At 73.5% G+C, this 17,946-nt stretch carries 19 protein-coding genes and 1 riboswitch; of the genes, 8 read left to right on the plus strand and 11 right to left on the minus strand.

The genetic code is table 11. The annotated features are described in order from the left end of the window. The first annotated feature begins 215 nt into the window (after positions 1-215). Positions 216-569, plus strand: a complete 354-nt coding sequence (locus ACIQUQ_RS07360) for a bacterioferritin-associated ferredoxin (RefSeq protein ID WP_403972298.1) — start codon at positions 216-218, stop codon at positions 567-569. Between the two features lie 61 nt (positions 570-630). Here ACIQUQ_RS07360 and bfr read toward each other — a convergent pair whose 3' ends face one another. After that, positions 631-1,110 carry a bacterioferritin gene (bfr, locus tag ACIQUQ_RS07365; RefSeq protein ID WP_399939725.1) on the minus strand — a complete coding sequence of 160 codons (480 nt, stop codon included), beginning with the start codon at positions 1,108-1,110 and terminating at the stop codon, positions 631-633. Between the two features lie 181 nt (positions 1,111-1,291). On the opposite strand from bfr, the gene ACIQUQ_RS07370 reads away from it, so the two are divergent. Continuing rightward, entirely contained in the window at positions 1,292-1,924 is a 633-nt protein-coding gene (locus ACIQUQ_RS07370) for a sulfite oxidase-like oxidoreductase (RefSeq protein ID WP_403972299.1), read from the plus strand. A 55-nt stretch (positions 1,925-1,979) separates the two neighbouring features. On the opposite strand, the gene ACIQUQ_RS07375 is transcribed toward ACIQUQ_RS07370, so the two are convergent. From ACIQUQ_RS07375 to thiS, 5 genes are all read right to left on the minus strand, one after another. After that, entirely contained in the window at positions 1,980-2,528 is a 549-nt protein-coding gene (locus tag ACIQUQ_RS07375) for a DUF4396 domain-containing protein (RefSeq protein WP_403972300.1), read from the minus strand. A gap of 77 nt (positions 2,529-2,605) precedes the next feature. Further along, entirely contained in the window at positions 2,606-3,463 is an 858-nt protein-coding gene (locus tag ACIQUQ_RS07380; protein WP_403972889.1) for a deoxyribonuclease IV, read from the minus strand. A gap of 8 nt (positions 3,464-3,471) precedes the next feature. Then, positions 3,472-5,397 carry a Stk1 family PASTA domain-containing Ser/Thr kinase gene (pknB, locus tag ACIQUQ_RS07385; protein ID WP_403972301.1) on the minus strand — a complete coding sequence of 642 codons (1,926 nt, stop codon included), beginning with the start codon at positions 5,395-5,397 and terminating at the stop codon, positions 3,472-3,474. 466 nt (positions 5,398-5,863) lie between these two features. Then, entirely contained in the window at positions 5,864-6,655 is a 792-nt protein-coding gene (locus ACIQUQ_RS07390; RefSeq protein ID WP_403972303.1) for a thiazole synthase, read from the minus strand. 2 nt (positions 6,656-6,657) lie between these two features. Continuing rightward, the gene (gene thiS, locus ACIQUQ_RS07395) at positions 6,658-6,858 is read right to left on the minus strand and encodes a sulfur carrier protein ThiS (RefSeq protein WP_403972305.1); all 201 of its coding nucleotides are present in this window, start codon (positions 6,856-6,858) and stop codon (positions 6,658-6,660) included. A 131-nt stretch (positions 6,859-6,989) separates the two neighbouring features. Between thiS and ACIQUQ_RS07400 the strand changes: the two genes are divergently transcribed. After that, positions 6,990-8,300 carry an RNA-guided endonuclease InsQ/TnpB family protein gene (locus ACIQUQ_RS07400; protein ID WP_403972307.1) on the plus strand — a complete coding sequence of 437 codons (1,311 nt, stop codon included), beginning with the start codon at positions 6,990-6,992 and terminating at the stop codon, positions 8,298-8,300. Here the strand turns inward: ACIQUQ_RS07400 and thiO are convergent. After that, positions 8,248-9,423, minus strand: coding sequence for a glycine oxidase ThiO (thiO, locus tag ACIQUQ_RS07405; protein WP_403972309.1), 1,176 nt, complete (start codon positions 9,421-9,423; stop codon positions 8,248-8,250). The two genes, ACIQUQ_RS07400 and thiO, sit on opposite strands and share 53 nt — an antisense overlap. Then, positions 9,421-9,533: riboswitch (TPP riboswitch) on the minus strand. (Overlaps the previous gene by 3 nt.) Positions 9,534-9,721: 188 nt before the next feature. Between thiO and ACIQUQ_RS07410 the strand changes: the two genes are divergently transcribed. The 5 genes from ACIQUQ_RS07410 to ACIQUQ_RS07430 all read left to right on the plus strand — a co-directional run bounded on the left by ACIQUQ_RS07410 (position 9,722) and on the right by ACIQUQ_RS07430 (position 14,163). Next, positions 9,722-10,894, plus strand: coding sequence for an NAD(P)/FAD-dependent oxidoreductase (locus tag ACIQUQ_RS07410; protein WP_403972891.1), 1,173 nt, complete (start codon positions 9,722-9,724; stop codon positions 10,892-10,894). A gap of 80 nt (positions 10,895-10,974) precedes the next feature. Beyond that, entirely contained in the window at positions 10,975-11,340 is a 366-nt protein-coding gene (locus tag ACIQUQ_RS07415; RefSeq protein WP_399939741.1) for an Rv2175c family DNA-binding protein, read from the plus strand. Positions 11,341-11,411: 71 nt separating this feature from the next. Further along, the gene (thiE, locus tag ACIQUQ_RS07420; RefSeq protein WP_403972311.1) at positions 11,412-12,065 is read left to right on the plus strand and encodes a thiamine phosphate synthase; all 654 of its coding nucleotides are present in this window, start codon (positions 11,412-11,414) and stop codon (positions 12,063-12,065) included. A 130-nt stretch (positions 12,066-12,195) separates the two neighbouring features. Then, a complete protein-coding gene (gene metF / locus ACIQUQ_RS07425) occupies positions 12,196-13,110 on the plus strand; it encodes a methylenetetrahydrofolate reductase [NAD(P)H] (protein ID WP_403972313.1) in 915 nt (304 codons plus the stop codon). Between the two features lie 39 nt (positions 13,111-13,149). Further along, complete coding sequence (locus ACIQUQ_RS07430) at positions 13,150-14,163, plus strand: hypothetical protein (protein WP_403972315.1); 1,014 nt, start codon at positions 13,150-13,152, stop codon at positions 14,161-14,163. Between the two features lie 106 nt (positions 14,164-14,269). Here ACIQUQ_RS07430 and ACIQUQ_RS07435 read toward each other — a convergent pair whose 3' ends face one another. The 4 genes from ACIQUQ_RS07435 to ACIQUQ_RS07450 all read right to left on the minus strand — a co-directional run bounded on the left by ACIQUQ_RS07435 (position 14,270) and on the right by ACIQUQ_RS07450 (position 17,901). Then, complete coding sequence (locus ACIQUQ_RS07435) at positions 14,270-15,715, minus strand: phytoene desaturase family protein (protein WP_403972317.1); 1,446 nt, start codon at positions 15,713-15,715, stop codon at positions 14,270-14,272. A 23-nt stretch (positions 15,716-15,738) separates the two neighbouring features. Beyond that, on the minus strand, positions 15,739-16,359 hold the full coding sequence (locus ACIQUQ_RS07440; protein WP_403972318.1) for a DUF4126 domain-containing protein: 621 nt from the start codon (positions 16,357-16,359) through the stop codon (positions 15,739-15,741). A gap of 83 nt (positions 16,360-16,442) precedes the next feature. Beyond that, on the minus strand, positions 16,443-16,844 hold the full coding sequence (locus ACIQUQ_RS07445; protein WP_403972320.1) for a DUF3040 domain-containing protein: 402 nt from the start codon (positions 16,842-16,844) through the stop codon (positions 16,443-16,445). A gap of 289 nt (positions 16,845-17,133) precedes the next feature. Further along, entirely contained in the window at positions 17,134-17,901 is a 768-nt protein-coding gene (locus ACIQUQ_RS07450; RefSeq protein WP_403972322.1) for a methyltransferase, read from the minus strand. Between the last annotated feature and the right edge of the window lie 45 nt (positions 17,902-17,946).

A 17,946-nucleotide genomic window follows, 5' to 3' on the forward strand; every position in this document is an offset into this window, starting at 1 on the left:
GCGGGGGGGGCCGGGGGCCTCGGGGGCCCCCCCCCCCCCCCCCCCCCCCCGCCCCCCCCCCCCCCCCCCGCGCGGGGGGGGGGGGGGGCCGCCCCCCGCCCCCCCCCCCCCCACTCTCGTCGGCAGGGCTTTTACGCCTCGGGGCCCCCGGGTAAAGTTAGGTTAGCCTCACCGAAACGAAGATCGGGAAGGCGCACCGAACATCCTTCCGGGAGGTGAACCGCGTGTACGTCTGCTCTTGCTTCGGCATCACCGACAAGCAGGTCAAGGACCACGCGGCGAACGGCGCCTGCACCCCCCGCCAGATCGCCTCGGTGACCAAGGCCGGCACCGACTGCGGCTCCTGCGTCCGCACCATCCAGGGCCTCCTCGGCCGTGGCGCCTGCCCGCGCCGCGAGCTCGTGGAGAAGGGCGAGAAGAAGGCCGTGCTGGCGGCCGACCCGGTGCTCGCCGAGTCCCGCCCCGCCCTCGCCGAGTCCCGCCCGGCCCTCACCGAGTCCCGCCCGGCGCCCTCCGTGGCCCCGCTGGCCGAGGGTGTGCCCGAGGCCGAGCTGGCCGAGGCGGCCTGACCGGCCCGACGGGTCCGACGGGGCAGAGGGTCCCACCGGCCTCGCGGCCCGTCCGGGATGGTCAGCTCTCCGGCTGCTCGATCAGCTGTGCGATGTACAGCGGCTCGCCGAGGGACTCGATCAGCTCCAGCTGGGTGTCGAGGTAGTCGATGTGGTGCTCCTCGTCCGCCAGGATGTCCTCGAAGAGCCGCGCCGAGGTGATGTCCCCCTTCCCGCGCATGACCTCGATGCCCCGCTTGAGCCGGTCGATCGCCTCGACCTCGACCTGGCGGTCGGCCTGGAACATCTCCGTGACCGTCTGGCCGACGCGCACGTGGAAGAGCCTCTGGTAGTTCGGCAGGCCGTCCAGCATCAGGATGCGCTCGGTCAGCTTGTCCGCGTGCTTCATCTCATCGATGGACTCTTCACGCGTGTACTTGGCGAGTTTCGTCCAGCCCTTGTTGTCCTGGATGCGATAGTGCAGCCAGTACTGGTTGATGGCGGTCAGCTCGCCGGTCAGCTGCTCGTTGAGAAATTCGAGGACCTCGGGGTCGCCCTGCATCGCAGAGGCTCCTTCCAACGCGTGTGGCTGGGCTCGGGCCCCGCCCAGGCTTGCCTGGGGGAGTTGGGCGCATCCTTGCACCGCCACCGGGGGCCGTCCAGTAAGTGCCTCCTTAGTAGGAGTTGCCCGAATAGGCCTTCGCTGGTCATGACCACCCCGTCCCGTCTGTCACCATGGAGTTATGGGTCAGCCGGAACGCCGGGAATCTCCGGGAGCAGAGCACCTGGAGCTTCCTCCGGGGCAGCGCTTGCAGCGTGGCTGGCCGGTCACCCACTACGGTCCCGTGCCCAAGTTCAAGCCGGACCGCTGGGAATTCAGGGTCTTCGGGGCCACCGCGGACGGCGAGAAGCACTGCTGGAACCACGAGGAGTTCTCGGCCCTGCCGTTCGCCTCGGTCGTCGCGGACCTGCACTGCGTCACGAAGTTCAGCATGCAGGGGGCCGAATGGGGTGGGGTGCTCGCGCGCACCGTCCTGGAACTCGCCCCGCCCGCGCCCAACGTCACGCACGTGATGGTGTGGGCCGAGTACGGCTTCAGCTCCAACATGCGCCTCTCGGACTTCGCTTCGGAGCGCACGGTCTTCGCCACGCACCAGGGCGGTGAGCCCCTCACCGCCGAGCACGGCTTCCCGCTGCGGCTCGTCGTCCCGCACCTGTACGCCTGGAAGGGCCCCAAGTGGGTGCGCGGCGTGGAGTACATGACGGCGGACCGCCGCGGCTTCTGGGAGGAGCGCGGCTACCACAACATCGGCGATCCCTGGCGCGAGCAGCGGTACTCGTACCAGGAGGAACCAGGGGACGGCCCGGAGCTGTAGCTCCGGGCCGGCCGTTCCCCGGGCGGTGCGTGCCGCCCTCCGGTGTGGCGGTGCGTCAGTGGTGGTACTGGTGCACCACCGCGTGGCCCTTGCCGCGGCCGATCATCCACTTGTTGACCGGAGTGGTGACGACGAAGGCGATCAGCAGCGAGATCGCCAGGACGAACCAGAACAGCGGGTCGGCCAGGTGCGCGTCCATCGCGCCGGGCCACAGGGCGATCACGCTGTTGTCGATCAGCTCCATCACGGCGATCGAGAGGGTGTCGGCGGCCAGGGCCACCCGGACCGCGGCGCGGAAGCCGACGCCGGCCTTGAGGATGCCGCGCAGGGTGAGCGCGTACCCGAAGAAGAAGGCCAGGATGATCGCCAGGATCATCGTCGAAACGTTTCCCCAGCCCAGTGCGGTGCCGATCACCATGCCGAGGACCTCGCCGATGGCGCAGCCGGTGAGGCAGTGCAGGGTGGCCTTCGCTGCCATGGCCCAGCTGACCTTGCCGTGACCGGCGTGGTCCATGTGGCCGTGGCCGGCATGCTCCGCGTGTCCGGTGTGGTCCATGTGTCCAGCGTGACCCATGTGCTCGGTGTCGTGGTGCGCGTGCTCCATCGGAAACCCCCAAAGCCAGGTATACGGTCCTGCCGATGTGCAGAACCGTATACCCCCCGGGGGTATTCCTCAACCGGTCAGTGGATCTCGCGGAGCTCCTTCAGCCGGGCGACGTCCGCCGCGTGCCCCTCCTTGCCGCCCGGCGTCTCGATGACGAGCGGCACGCCCTCCGTCGCGGGGTGCGAGAACAGCTCGCGGAACGCGTCCTCCCCGATGTGGCCCGCGCCGATGTTCGCGTGCCGGTCCCGGTGCGCGCCCACGCCCTCCTTGGAGTCGTTGGCGTGGATCAGCTTCAGGCGGCCCTCGCCGACCGTGTCCACCAGCAGGTCCAGGGTCTCCTTCGTCCCGCCCGGCGCGGCCAGGTCGTGCCCGGCCGCGAAGATGTGGCAGGTGTCCAGGCAGACGCCCAGCTTCGGATGGGCGTCCAGCGCCTCGAAGTACGGGCCGAAGTCCCAGGTCCGCGAGCACAGCGAGAAGCCCTGCCCGGCCGTGGACTCCAGCAGCAGGAACGGGTCGTCGTCGTGGGTCAGCTCGTCGAGCAGCGGCAGCATGTGCTCCCTGACCTGTGCGAACGCCTCCTCCCGAGGCCGTCCGCCGGTCGCCGAGCCGGTGTGCACCACCACGCCGAGCGCGCCGATCTCCCGGCCGCGCCGGAGCGAGTGGCGCAGCGACTCCACGGACCGCTCGACCGTCGCGGGGGTGTGCGAGCCGAAGTTGATCAGGTACGGGGCGTGCACGTACGCCGGGATCCCCTCGTCGGCGCAGGCGGCGCGGAACGCCTCGTCCTGGGCCGGGTTGCCCGTGGGGGTGGCCCAGCCGCGCGGGTTGGCGACGAAGACCTGTACGGTCTCGGCCCCCATCTCCCGCGCGTAGGTCAGCCCGACGCGGTCGAGCCCGCCGGCGACGGGCACGTGCCCGCCCACTGGGTTGCGCAGTGCTGTCGTCACAGTCCCTTGATCCTGATGGTGATCGTGCTGCCCTCGGGTGCCGTCGTGCCGCCCTTGACCGACTGGCTCGCCACGTCGTCGCTGAAGGAGATGAACGGCTTCTCCACCTTCACCTCGAAGCCGGCCTCCTTCAGGGCCCGCTTGGCGTCCTCCACGTTCCGGCCCGTGACGTCCGGCACCGGGACCATCCGCGGCCCCTTCGAGACGGTCAGCACCACGGTGTCGCCGGTGGCGGCCTTGGCGCCCGCGGCCACCGACTGGTTGGCCACCGTGCCCTGCGGCTGCGGGGAGTTGATCTGCTCCGTGGCGACCTGCACCTTGAGGCCCAGGTCCTCCAGCGCGGAGCGGGCGTCGTCCAGCGGGGAGCCGACCACACCGGGCACGTCCACCGGGGCGCCCTTGCTGACGACGATCGCGACGGCCGTGTCCGGGGCCCGCTTCTCGCCGGCCTCGGGGTCGGTGCCGATGACCGAACCGCGCGGGATCGCCCCGCTGAACGCCTGGCTGACCATGCCGGGGGCCAGTCCCACCTTGGCCAGCTCGGCCTTGGCCCGCTCCAGCGGGAGGCCCTTCACCTTGGGCACGGTGACGATCTCCGGGCCGCGGGACAGCACGAGTGCCACCGAGCCGTTCCCCCGGATCTGCGCGCCGGGCGCGGGGTCGGTGCCGATCACCTTGCCGCGCTCGACGGTCTCGCTGAACTGCTGGCGTACGTCGCCCACGTCGAGCCCCGCCTCGGCGAGCCGGTCCCGGGCCTCCGCCTCGGTCTTGCCGAGCAGGCTGGGTACGCGGGTGAACTGCCCGGCGCCGATGTACCAGACGCCGGCGCCGAGTGCGAGCACCAACAGCGCCCCCACCAGGGCGATCAGCGTGCCGCGTGCGGGCCGCCGCGGGGACGGGCGGGACGGCGCCCCCGGCGGCAGGGGCGGCACCGGCGGGTGTTCGAAGCGGGTGGTGTGGCTCACGTCGTCCGCGGGTGCGGACGCGGCGACCGGCCGGGGGACGACGCCAGTGCGGTCCTCGGAGGTGCTGTGGGCCTCGGCGCGCGACTGCGGCGGCACCGCGTCGAGCTGCGCGTCGCTGAGGGCGGCGCGGGCCTCGCGCACCTGCGAGAGGAGCATCACGGCGTCGTACGGGCGCAGGTCGGGGTTGCGCGCGGTGGCGGTGGCGACCAGCTCGTCCAGTTCCACCGGCATGCCGGCCACCGCGGCCGAGGGCGGCGGCACGTCCTCGTTCAGGTGGCGGTACAGGACCTGGGCCGGGGTGTCGCCGGAGTGCGGCTTGCCGCCGGTGAGCATCTCGTACAGCACGACGCCGCAGGCGTAGACGTCCACGCGGGTGTCGGTGGTGCCGTTCTCGATCTGCTCGGGCGCGAGGTAGGAGACGGTGCCGAGCACCGCGCCGGTGGTGCTGGTGACCGAGTCCACGGCCCTGACCAGGCCGAAGTCGGCGACCTTGACCCGCCCGTCGTCGCCGATGAGGACGTTCTCCGGCTTCATGTCCCGGTGGACGAACCCGGCCCGGTGGGCGGCGCCGAGCGCGGCGAGCACCGGCTCCAGGACGTCCAGCGCGGCGCGCGGCTGGAGGGCGCCGCGCTCGCGCAGCAGGTCGCGCAGGGTGCAGCCGCTGACGTACTCCATGGCGAGGTAGACGTAGGGCCCGTCGGTGCCCTGGTCGAACACGGCCACCACGTTCGGGTGCGCCAGCCGGGCCACGGACTTCGCCTCGCGGATGAACCGCTCGACGAAGGCGCCGTCGGCGGCGAGCGCCGGGTGCATCACCTTGAGCGCGAGGACGCGGTCGAGCCGGGTGTCGACGGCCCGGTAGACGGTGGCCATGCCGCCGACGGCGATGCGGGCATCGACGCGGTAGCGGCCGTCGATCACGCGCCCGACGAGCGGGTCTTCCAGGGTCGTATCCACCAGGGAATTCTACGAGTGGCCCCTCGCCTCCCGGCCCGGGTCCCCGTGGCTTGCGGCACACCTGTGACGTGCCGTTGCCTGCCGGGGGCGCGGTACCGGTCCCGTGCCGTTGCCTGCCGGGGGCGCGGTGCCGGTCCCGTGCCGGGCGCGGTGCGGCTGCGCTCCGTTGCCGCTGCGCGGAGCCGTTCCCCCACCCCGCCCCTTCCCGAAACTGGGGGCGCTGCCCCCAGACCCCCGCGCCTCAAACGCCGGCGAGGCTGATTTCCAGCCCCTCCGGCGTTTGAGGAGCGGGGTCCGGGGCGGAGCCCCGGGAAACGGAGAAAGGGCGGGGCGGGGAGAAAGCCCCGCAGGGCAACGACCCGCACCCGCACACGGCCCGCACCGCACCCGGCACGGGACCCGCACCCGGCACGGGACCGGCACGGGACCCGCACCCGGCACGGGACCCGCACCGGGGCGGGGGCGGTCAGAAGGCCGGGCGTTCCGGGTCGAGGGCGGCGCGGCCCTCCACGGGGGACGACGCCTCGGCGAAGTGCCGGCGAGGGATCCGCCCCGCCCGGTACGCCAGCCGCCCGGCGGACACGGCGTCCCGCATCGCCCCGGCCATCAGCACCGGCTCCTGGGCCCGCGTCACGGCCGAGGCCAGCATCACCGCGGAGCACCCCAGCTCCATCGCCAGCGCCGCGTCCGACGCCGTGCCCGCCCCCGCGTCGAGGATCACGGGCACGCCGGCCCGCTCGGTGATCAGCTGGAAGTTGTGCGGGTTGCGGATGCCGAGCCCGGAGCCGATCGGCGAGCCCAGCGGCATGATCGCCGCGCACCCCGCGTCCTCCAGCTTCCGCGCGAGCACCGGGTCGTCGTTCGTGTACGGCAGGACGGTGAACCCGTCGTCCACCAGCACCTCGGCGGCGTCCAGCAGCTCGACCGGATCCGGCAGCAGGGTCCGCTCGTCGGCGACCACCTCCAGCTTGATCCAGTCGGTGCCCAGCGCCTCCCGGGCCAGCCGCGCGGTCAGCACCGCCTCGCCGGCCGTGAAGCACCCGGCGGTGTTCGGCAGCACCCGGATGCCCAGCTTGGACAGCACGGAGAGCACCGAGCCCTGCACCGTGGGGTCCAGGCGGCGCATCGCCACCGTGGTCAGCTCGGTGCCGGAGGCGACCAGGGCCCGCTCCAGTACGTCCAGGCTGGGTGCCCCGCCGGTGCCCATGATCAGGCGGGAGGAGAAGGTCCGGCCGCCGAGGGTGAAGAGGTCCGACATGCTCAGCCTCCCTGCACCGCGGTCAGCACCTCGACCCGGTCGCCGTCGCCCAGGGCCGTCGCCGGCCACTGGCCGCGCGGCACCACGGTCTCGTTGACGGCGGCGGCCACACCGGAGGGGGCCGAGGTCAGGGTGGCGACCAGCGCGTCCAGCGTGGTCCCGGCGGCGACCTCGCGGGGTTCGCCGTTCACGGACACGGTCATCGGGACTCCTTCGTGGATACCCCGGCCGTCAGGCCGGGGAGGAAGTGAAGCTCCCGCGGAGCGGGGCAGGGAAAGCCGGTTCGCCCCTTGGGCGGAGCGGAGTTGTCAGTGGCGGCCGGTAGGTTGCGCGCGTGCATCTGCGGTACTCCTTCCGGATCGAGCCGACCGCGGTTCAGCGTCTTGCGCTGGCCCGTACGTTCGGCTGCGCCCGGGTGGTCTTCAACGATGCGCTCGCCGCCCGAAAGGCCGCCTGGCAGGCGGACCGGTCGAAGATCCCGACCGGGGTTCTGGCGCGTCGGGTGATCACCGAGGCGAAGCGCACGCCCGAGCGGGCATGGCTGGCGGAGGTGTCCGTGGACGCGCTCCAGTCCGCCCTCCGTGACCTGGATGCGGCGTACGCGAACTTCTTCGCGTCGGTGTCGGGGAAGCGCCGCGGGCGTCGTGTGGGTCTGCCGGTGTTCAAGGCGAAGAAGGAGACGCGGCAGTCGGTCCGGTTCTCGGAGAACGGGTTCCGGCTGTGGGAGAACGGTCGGCTGAACCTCGCGAAGATCGGTGACGTTCGGGTCCGCTGGTCCCGGCCCCTGCCTTCCTCCCCGTCGTCGGTGACGGTGGTCAAGGACGGGGCGGGCCGGTACTACGCCAGCTTCGTCGTGGACGTCGACCCGCAGGAGCTGCCGCCGGTCGACGCCGAGGTCGGCATCGACCTGGGACTGACCCACTACGCCGTGCTCTCCGACGGGCACGTGATCGACAACCCGCGCTTCCTGCGCCGCGCCGAACGGCGCCTGCGCAAGGCCCAGCAGACCCTGAGCCGCAAGGCGAAGGGTTCGAAGAACCGGGCCAAGGCCCGGATCAAGGTCGCCCGCGCTCACGCGAGGGTGGCCGATGCGCGCAGGGACTGGTGCCACCAGACCGCTTCGAGGCTGCTCCGCGACAACCAAGCGGTCTACCTCGAAGACCTGGCGGTCTCCGCCCTGGCACGCACCCGCCTCGCCAAGTCCGTCCACGACGCCGCGTGGGGCATGTTCCGGCGCGTGCTGGAGGAGAAAGCCGCCCGCTGCGGCCGGCACGTGGGTGCGGTGGCGCGCTGGCTGCCCTCCTCCCAGACGTGTTCGGTGTGCTGGGTGGTGGACGGGAGGAAGCCGCTGCACGTGCGCACCTGGCGGTGCGAAGGCTGCGGTACCGAGCATGATCGTGACCTCAATGCGTCGCGTGTGATCCTCGCCGCCGGGCAGGCGGAGAGGCTAAACGCCCCTGGAGGGCCGGTAAGACCTGGAGTGGAAATCCCACGCCAGGCACGGCCCGACGAGCGGGGAACCCACCCGAAGGCCCAGCCGGTGACCACCGGCAGCCAGGCGGGAATCCCCGTCCTTCAGGGCGGGGAGGACGTCAAACGAGGGACTCCTCACGTACTGCTGCGGGGGAGAAGCGGCGGGGCGTGAACGCGCGGGCCACCTCCGGGAGTTCACCGGTGGCCAGCAGCTCCGCCATCACCTCGCCGGTGAGGGGGGTCAGCAGCACGCCGTTGCGGTAGTGCCCGGTGGCCAGGTGCAGGCCGGGCAGCTCCGTGGGGCCCAGCAGCGGGGCGTTGTCGGGGGAGGCGGGGCGCAGGCCGGCCCGGGTCTCGGTGAGCGGGAGTTCGGTCAGGCCGGGCACCAGCTCGTGGGCGTCGCGGAGGAGTTCGTACACCCCGCCCGCGGTGACGGTGGTGTCCCAGCCCAGTTCCTCGCTGGTGGCCCCGACGACCAGCTCGCCGTTCTCCCGGGGCACGAGGTAGACGTGGCTGCCGCGGACCACCGCGCGGACCGTGCGGGTCAGGAACGGCGCGTACGCCCCCGGCACCGTCAGCCGCAGCACCTGTCCCTTGACGGGCCGGACCGGCGGCACGACCTCCGGCGGCAGGCCTGCCAGCCGTCCGCTGTGGCTGCCCGCGGCCAGTACCACCTGGTCGGCGGAGAGTTCCTCGCCGGTGTCGAGCACGGCGCCCGTGGCGCGGTCGCCGGTGACGGTCAGCCGCTCCACGGAGGTCTGGTGGAAGAGCACGCCGGCCCGCTCGCAGGCCGCGACCAGGGCGGCGGCCAGCCGCCGCGGGTCCACCTGGTGGTCGCCGTCGACGCGCAGCCCGCCGCGCACCCCGGGTGCCAGCATCGGCTCCAGACGGCGGCACTCGCGGCCGGTCAGCCACTCCGACTCCAGCCCGCAGCGCCGCTGCAGCGCGTGCAGCTCGCGCAGGTGCGTACGGTCGTCCGCGTCCAGCGCCACGGCCAGCGTGCCGCAGGCGCGGTAGCCGATGTCCAGGCCGCCGCTCGCCTCGGTCAACTCCGCCTCGAACTCGGGGTAGCGGGCGGCGGAGGCGAGGTTGAGCCCGAGCAGGGTCTCCTCGCCGTAGTGGAGTTCGGTGACGGCGGCGAGCATGCCGGCCGCCACCTGGGCGGCGCCGCCGCCCGGCCGCGGGTCGGCGAGCGCGGTGCGCAGCCCGCGCCGTGCGGCCCGCCAGGCCGTGACCAGGCCGATGATCCCGCCCCCGATGACGAGGACGTCGGATCCCTTACGAGATGAGTGCATGGGCGTCCAGCCCCTCCCTTCGCCGGCATGACCCGGATCAGGTTCGTACGGTCGGAGGCCGGCCAGCCTCCCTCTCAGCCCGGTCCGCCCGGGCTCCCGCGATAGGTACGGTGGCCAGACTATCCCCCGGCCGCGAGCGCGGGTAAGGCCGCCCGCGAGCACGCCGCGAGCGCCGCTCCGCCCCGGAAGGACACCGACTTTCCTGACGGTCCGTCAGGTGGTTAGGGTGTGCGGCGTGAGCGATCAGCTGAGTCAGACCCAGGACACGGCGCACGGCGTCGTCATCGTCGGCGCGGGCATGGCGGGCGTGCAGACCGCCGTGGCCCTGCGCGAACAGGGCTGGACGGGACCGGTGACCCTGCTCGGCGCCGAACCCCACCAGCCGTACGACCGGCCGCCGCTCTCGAAGGCGGTGCTGCTCGGCAAGGCCGAGGACTCCGCCTTCGACGTCGACTTCCAGGGGCTCGGCATCGAGCTGCGCCTCGGCGTCGAGGTCACCGGGCTGCGCGCCGCCGACCACGAGGTGGACACCTCCGCGGGCCCGGTCCCGTACGCCACCCTGGTCCTCGCCACCGGGGCGGAGCCCCTCACCCTCCCCGGCACCGAGGGCGTGCCCGGCGTACACCTGCTGCGCACCCTCGACGACGCCGAGCGGCTGAAGCCCGTGATCACCGAGCGGCACGACATCGTCGTGGTCGGCGCCGGCTGGATCGGCGCCGAGTTCGCCACCGCCGCCCGCGAGGCCGGCTGCGCCGTCACCGTGGTCGAGGCGGCCCCCCGCCCGCTGGCCGGCGCGCTGCCGGCCGAGGTCGCCGAAGCGATGTCCGGCTGGTACGCCGAGGCCGGCGCCCGCCTGGTGACCGGTGCCCGGGTGGCCAAGGTGGCCCCCGGCGCCGTGGTGCTCGCCGACGGCACCGAGCTGCCCGCGGGCGCCGTGGTCGTGGGCATCGGCGCCCGGCCCGCCACCGGCTGGCTCGACGGCTCCGGCATCGAGCGCGGCGCGGACGGCTCCGTCACCGCCGACGACCGCCTGGCCACCTCGTTGGCCGACGTGTACGCGGTCGGCGACTGCGCCTCCTTCCCGTCGGCGCGCTACGGCGAGCGGCTCGTCGTCCACCACTGGGACAACGCCCTCCAGGGCCCCCGGGTGGTGGCCGCGAACATCCTGGCCGGGCCCGGCGGCGAGGCGCAGGCCTACGATCCGGTCCCGTACTTCTGGTCGGAGCAGTTCGGGCGCTTCGTGCAGTACGCGGGCCACCACGCCGAGGGCGACACGCTGGTCTGGCGCGGGGACCCGGCCGAGGCCGCCTGGTCCGCCTGCTGGCTGCGCGGCGAGGCCCTGGTGGCGGTGCTGGCCGTGGGCCGGCCCCGTGACCTGGCGCAGGGCCGCAAGCTCATCGAGAGCGGGGTCCCGGTGGACCCGGCCCGGGTGGCCGACGCCGCGGCCCCGCTGAAGTCCGCCGCCCGCTGACGGGTGGGGGTGCGGCTCGCCGTACCCCCTCCGGCACCGCCCGGGTACCGGCTGTCGGTCCGGGATGGCAGGCTTGTCCCGTGACCGAGATTGACGCAAAGATCGATGCTCTCGTCCCCGAGTGGCTCTACCTCCCCGACATCGCCGAAATGCTGGACGTTGAGGTGACGCGCATCCGCCAGCTGGTGAAGGAGGGCCAGCTGATCGCGGTGCGCCGCGGTGAGAACCGCGCCCTCCAGGTGCCGGCCGCCTTCATCGACGGCGACAAGGTGGTCAAGGGCCTCTCCGGAACCCTCACGCTGCTGCGGGACGACGGCTTCACCGACGAGGAGATGCTGGAGTGGCTCTTCACGGCGGACCCGACCCTGCCCGGCACCCCGGCCCAGGCCCTGAGTGAGAATCGCGGCACGGAAGTGAAGCGCCGCGCCCAGGCGCTCGCCGTCTGATCCGAACCGAACCACCACGCGGTGTGCGGGCCCGAGCGGCCCGTGCACCGCCCCACCCGGGGGGTACCTCCATGTCCGTCGACGCCCGCGCCGCCCTGTCCGACGCCCGGCTCTACCTGTGCACGGACGCGCGCAAGCGCCAGGGGGACCTCCCCGAGTTCCTCGACGCCGTCCTCGCGGGCGGGGTCGACATCGTGCAGCTGCGCGACAAGGGCATGGAGGCCGCCGAGGAACTGGAGCACCTCCAGGTCTTCGCCGAGGCCGCCCGCCGCCACGGCCGGCTGCTCGCGGTCAACGACCGCGCCGACGTCGCCCACGCCATCGGCTCCGACGTGCTGCACCTCGGCCAGGGGGACATCCCCGTCCCGGCCGCCCGCGCGATCCTGGGCGAAGGGGTGCTGATCGGCCGCTCGTGCCACGCGGAGTCCGAGGTCGCCGCGGCCGCCGCCGAGCCGGGCGTCGACTACTTCTGCACGGGCCCCTGCTGGCCCACCCCCACGAAGCCCGGCCGCCACGCCCCGGGCCTCGACCTGGTCCGGTACGCGGCCTCGCTCGGCCAGGACCGGCCGTGGTTCGCCATCGGCGGCATCGACGCCGGGAACCTGGACGAGGTGCTGGACGCCGGCGCCTCCCGGGTGGTCGTGGTCCGTGCGATCACCGAGGCCGACGACCCGGGTGCGGCCGCCGCCGACCTGGCCAAGCGGGTGCGGGCCCGACTCCTCTGAGCGACCGGAACCGTCGGTTCCTCCGGTTCGGACGGTGCTCAAGGGCCTCTGGTCCATCAAAGTGTCCAAAAACGTGTCCGAGGGGTGGACGCGCCTTGGGGTGATCATGGAGTTTGTCTAGCCTGCCCGTATGGCCCTTGGCACCGCTTCCACCAGAACCGACCGTGCACGCACGGTCCGCGACATGCTCGCGTCCGGTACGTCGTACTCGTTCGAGTTCTGGGCGCCCAAGACGGAGAAGGGCAACCGGAACCTCTGGAACGCCCTCCGCCGGGTCGAGGCGGTGGCCCCCAGCTTCGTGTCCGTGACCTACGGCGCGGGCGGCTCCACCCGGGGCGGCACGGTCAAGGCCACCCAGGAGATCGCCGCCGACACCACCCTGACCCCGGTCGCGCACCTCACCGCGGTCGACCACTCGGTGGCCGAGCTCCGGAACGTCATCGGCCAGTTCGCGGACGCGGGAATCCGCAACATGCTGGCGCTGCGCGGCGACCCGCCGGGCGACCCGATGGGCGAGTGGGTGCCGCACCCGGAGGGCGTGCACTACGCGGCGGACCTGGTCCGGCTGCTCAAGGAGTCCGGCGACTTCTGCGTCGGCGTCGCGGCCTTCCCCGACATGCACCCCCGGTCCTCCGACTGGGATTCAGACATCCGGCACTTCGTGGACAAGTGCCGCGCGGGTGCGGATTACGCGATCACCCAGATGTTCTTCGATCCGGAGAACTACCTGAGGCTGCGCGACCGCGTCGAGGCGGCCGGCTGCGAGACCCCGATCATCCCCGAGGTCATGCCAGTTGTCGGCATCAGGCAGCTCGACCGGCTGCCCCAACTGAGCAACGCACTCTTCCCGGAGGACGTGAAAGAGCGCATGCTCGCCGTCAAGGACGATCCGGCCGCTGTACGCTCCATTGGCATCGAGTTCGCCACGGAGTTCTGCGCGCGGCTGCTGTCCGAGGGAATCCCCGGACTGCACTTCATCACGCTCAACAACTCCACGGCGACTCTCGAGATCTACGAGAATCTGGGCCTGCACCAGCGGCCCTGACCGGCCGTACCCGCGCGGCCGTACCGAGAGGGGCCATGCATGGGCTGGACGGTCCTCTACATCGCGTTCGGCGTCGTCGCGTTGTGGCTGCTGGCCGAGGTGCTGCTGCAGTACAAGGCTCGGCTGCGCTGGCGCGTGCTCGCCTTCGCCGGGTTCCTCGGCGTCGTCGCGGGTGTACTGATCAACTCCGTGCTGGTCATCGGCGTGGGCGCGACGGCGTTCGCCGTCGGCCAGACCCTGGTCACCCTCTCCTTCCGGCGCGGCTTCGTGGCCGGCTGGGCCCTGAACGCCAAACGCGAGGCGGCCGAGCCCGAGCCCGGCCGCCGCGGCAGACGGCGCGGCGGCAGCGACGCGGGCCGCCGCGAGGAGCCCGCGCTGCGGGTCTCGGACCTGGAGTACGGGCCCGAGGGCGACGCCGACCCCTCGGAGCACCCGCACGGGGCCCCCGACGCGCCCGGCTTCACCGGGGCGTCCGACGAGGGCGCGTACGACGGCTCCTACGACGCCCCCCAGGACGCGACGGCCGTCTACGAGCCGGTGCCGGCCGACTCGGGCTACCCGTACGCGGGCACGGGCACCGACGGCGCCGGTACCGACTACGCGGGCGCCGGCGGATACGCGGCGGCCGGCGCGGACTACTCCGGCTACTACGACCCGCAGCAGGCCGCCCAGGACCCGTACGCGGGCGCCGGGACGGGCTACGCCGCATCCTTCCCGGGCCAGGACGGCTACGGCGGCGGCTACGACTACGGCGCCGGCGAGCAGCAGACGTACGCCGCGTACTCCGACCCGTACATCGGCACCGGGGGCGTCACGCCCCAGCCCGACCCGAGCGCCTACGCGGCCTACGACTACGGGTACGGGACGGGCGAGCAGATGTACCCCGCCTACCCGGACCCGTACACCGGCCAGCACCAGTACGCGACGGACACCCCGCCCGGGGGCGTCTGGGTCCCGCAGCAGCGCGACGTCGAGCAGCCGTACCCGGCCGACCAGCCCCCGACCTACCCCTATCAGGGCGCGCCCGGCGAGTACGAGCAGTACCGCTACTGAGCCGCGGGGCGGCGGCCCGCCGGGAGCCGCCCCGGACCGCGGCCGCTCACCGCGCGCCGCCCCCGCTCACTGCGAGCTGCGCCAGCTCACCGCGCGCCGCCCCCGCTCACTGCGAGCCGCGGAAGTCCGCGCCCTCCACGATCAGCCCGGACACCAGGGCGCCCGTCATCCCGGCGTGGGCCAGCCCGCCGCCCGGGTGCGCCCAGCCGCCCGCGAGGTACAGGCCGGGCAGCGCGGTCGTGTTGGCCGGGTACAGCAGCTCGGTGGCGCCGGCGAGGGCGGGCGCGGGCACCGCGCCCCCCAGGGCGCCGGTGTCCTCCGCCACGTGCTCCGGGGTGCGCAGCTCCTGCCAGATCAGCCGCTCGCGCAGCTCCGGGACGGCCCGCGCGGCCGCGTCGAGCAGCCCCTCCGCGGTACGGGCGGCCCATTCGGGCCCGCCGCCCTCCCCGGCGCCGGTGACGGCCGTGACGGTCACCGCCTCGTGCCCGGCGTCGGGCCGGTTCCGGCCGTCGTCCGGCCGCAGGACCGTCACCGCGGCGGAGCCGCCGGGGGAGTGGACCAGGGTGCGGTGCACGGTGCCCTCGGGGCGCGGGCCGCGCAGGGCGAGGAACAGGGTGGCCCGGCTCGGTGCGGGCCCGTGCGGGGTCCTGGCGCCGCCGGGCCACAGGTCGGTGCCCGGCAGCAGGCCGCCCAGGCGGCGCGGGTCGATCCCGCAGACCACCGTGTCCGCCTCGACCGCGGTCCCGTCGGCCAGCGTCAGGCCGGCGGCGCGGCCGTCCCGCTCGCGCACGGCGGTGACCTCGGCGCCGAACACGAACTCGGCCTTCCGCTCCAGGCAGCGCTCGTACACGGCCGTGGCCAGGGCCCGCATGCCGCCGCCCACGTACCAGCTGCCGAACGTCTGCTCCATGTACGGCAGCACCGCCGCGGCCGCGGGCGCGGTGCCGGGGTCCAGGCCGTACGTGCCCACCAGGCCCCGCAGCAGCCCCGCGGCCCCGCCGCCCAGCTCCCGTTCGGCCACCTCGGCCAGCGTCGGCGGGCGGCGGCGCAGGAGGCCGCTCCTGCGCAGCGCGGGGTAGGGGTCGCGGCCCAGGACCTGCCAGTCGGCCCGCAGCGGCTCCTCAAGCAGCGGCCGCCGGGTGGCGTCCCAGGCGTCGCGTGCCCGGTTCAGCAGGGCGGCCCAGCGCTCGCCGGTGCCCGCGCCGAAGGTCTCGTCGAGGGCGGCGGCCACCCCGCCGCGGGACACGGCCGGCAGCGTGACCTCCCGCCCGTCCGGCAGCAGGTGACGGACGGCCGGGTCCACCCGGACCATCTCGACGCAGTCCTCCAGGGGCCGCTTGCCGGTCTTCACGAACAGGTCGCGGTAGACGGCGGGCAGGTGCAGCAGCCCCGGCCCGGTGTCGAAGCCGAAACCGTCGCGCTCGTACCGGCCCACGGAGCCGCCGTACGTCGCCGCCCGCTCGTACACCGTCACCCGGTGCCCCGCCACGGCCAGCCGGGCGGCCGCCGCCATCGCGCCCATCCCGGCGCCGATCACCGCAATTCGTGCCATGCGGCCGACCTTATCGAGCCTGGTCAGGAGGGTGGGAGCCCGGCCCGTTCCAGCGCGGCCAGCCGCTTCTCCTCACGACGCTGGGCCCGTCGGCGCAGGAACCTGCGGATCCGGCTCCAGACGAAGACCAGGACGACCAGGCCGGCGAGCAGCAGCACCCCCGCGATCACCGCGGCGGCCACCGGCTGGAACATCGCGAAGGTGACGACGCCGGCCACGCCGAGGTCCTCGGCGGTGCTGGCGATGACGTTGCTGAAGGGCTCGGGCGAGGTGTTGATCGCCATCCGGGTGCCGGCCTTGACGAAATGGCTGGCCAGGGCCGTCGAGCCGCCCAGCGCGCCCGCCGCCAGGTCGGGCAGGGAACCGCTCTGCCCGGCCAGCAGGGCGCCGACCACGGCACCGGCGACGGGGCGGATCACCGTGTGGACGGCGTCCCAGGCCGAGTCCACGTAGGGGATCTTGTCGGCCACGGCCTCACACAGGAACAGCACCCCCGCCACCACGAGGACGTCCGTCCGCTGGAGGGACTCGGGCACCTCGTCGGTGAGTCCGGTCGCGCCGAAGAGGCCGAGCAGGAGGACCACGGCGTACGCGTTGATCCCGCTGGCCCAGCCGCTGGTGAAGACCAGGGGGAGCACACTCATCCGGACATCATGCCGTGACGCGCGTGAGGGCGCCCGCCATTCGGGCGGGCGCCCTCACGCGCACGTGTTGTCCGTCGCGGGGCTCAGTGCCCCTGCTCGTCGCGGCGCTTCTGCCACCGCTGCTCGATGCGGTCCATCATCGACCGCCGCTGCCGGTTGTGGCCGCGCCCATGGGACCCGGACGCGCCGGGGATGGGCTGCTCTCCGGGTTTGGGGGCCTTGCGCCAACCGGTGACCGCGAGGACCGCGCAACCCAGCATGACGAGGAATCCCACCACGCTGACCCAGAGCAGGTTCGGCGCGACCATTCCGGTCATGAGGAGCGCGATACCCACCAGAAAGCCTGCGACTGCCTGGTAGACCCGTCGTCGGGTGTACGTACGCAGCCCGCTTCCCTCAAGCGCTGTCGCGAACTTGGGATCTTCGGCGTACAGCGCTCGCTCCATCTGCTCGAGCATGCGCTGCTCGTGCTCCGAGAGCGGCACGGGAGTCCTCCTCATCCGTCGGTCGCGGGGGGTAGCGACCGGGGGTCCCCTTCAGGATAGGCAGGGAATCGCCCCCGTGAAACCCGCCCTCTACGCCACCTTTTCAAGCACTTCGAATACTGCACCTGTGCACAGACCGTACCGTCGCCCGGGCGGTCGCTGAGGCGCTTATTCCCCAACGGCTGCCCTGCCACACGGGACCGTGTCTCCCGATCATACGGTCAAGGGCGCCGGAGCGGAGGGTCTGTGGCGTACTCCATCCGCTCCTGCACCGCAGATCAGGGCGTCTTCAGGCGGCGGCCTCGGGCTTGGTGCCCAGTACGTGCAGCTGGGTGGCCACGGCGTGGAAGGCGGGCAGCTCGGCGGCGGCCTCCTCCAGCCTGAGGAGGGCCTCCACCGCGCCGGGCTCGGTGTCGACGAGGACGCCCGGGACCAGGTCCGCGAAGACGCGTACGCCGTGCACCGCGCCCACCTCCAGGCCCGCGCCGCCGACCAGCTCGGACAGCTGCTCGGCCGTGAAGCGCCGCGGCACCGGGTCGCCCGCGCCCCAGCGCCCGGCCGGGTCGGTCAGGGCGGTGCGGGCCTCGGTGAAGTGCCCGGCCAGGGCACGGGCCAGCACGGCACCGCCCAGGCCGGCGGCGAGCAGGCTGAGGGTGCCGCCGGGGCGCAGCGCGGCGACCGCGTTGGCCACGCCCTCCGCGGCGTCGTCCACGTACTCCAGTACTCCGTGGCAGAGCACGACGTCGTAGGTGCCGCGCTCCACCACGTCCAGCAGGCCCTGGGCGTCACCCTGCACACCGGTCACCAGGTCGGCGACGCCCTCCTCCGCCACCCGGCGCTCCAGTCCGAACAGTGCGTTCGGGCTGGGGTCGACGACCGTGACGCGGTGGCCGAGCCGGGCGACCGGCACCGCGAACTTGCCGGTGCCGCCGCCGGTGTCGAGCACGTCCAGGACATCCCGCCCGGTGGCCTTGGCGCGGTGGTCCAGGACCTCCTTGAGGAGCTCCCACACCACAGCGGTACGAAGGGAGGCGCGGGGGCGGGATGTGTCCGACACGGCTGATGACTCCTCGGCGCGGTACCGCCGCGTGCGGCGGGCTGG

It is taken from the genome of Streptomyces sp. NPDC101118 (assembly GCF_044759445.1).
In the GTDB taxonomy this organism is placed as follows: domain Bacteria; phylum Actinomycetota; class Actinomycetes; order Streptomycetales; family Streptomycetaceae; genus Streptomyces.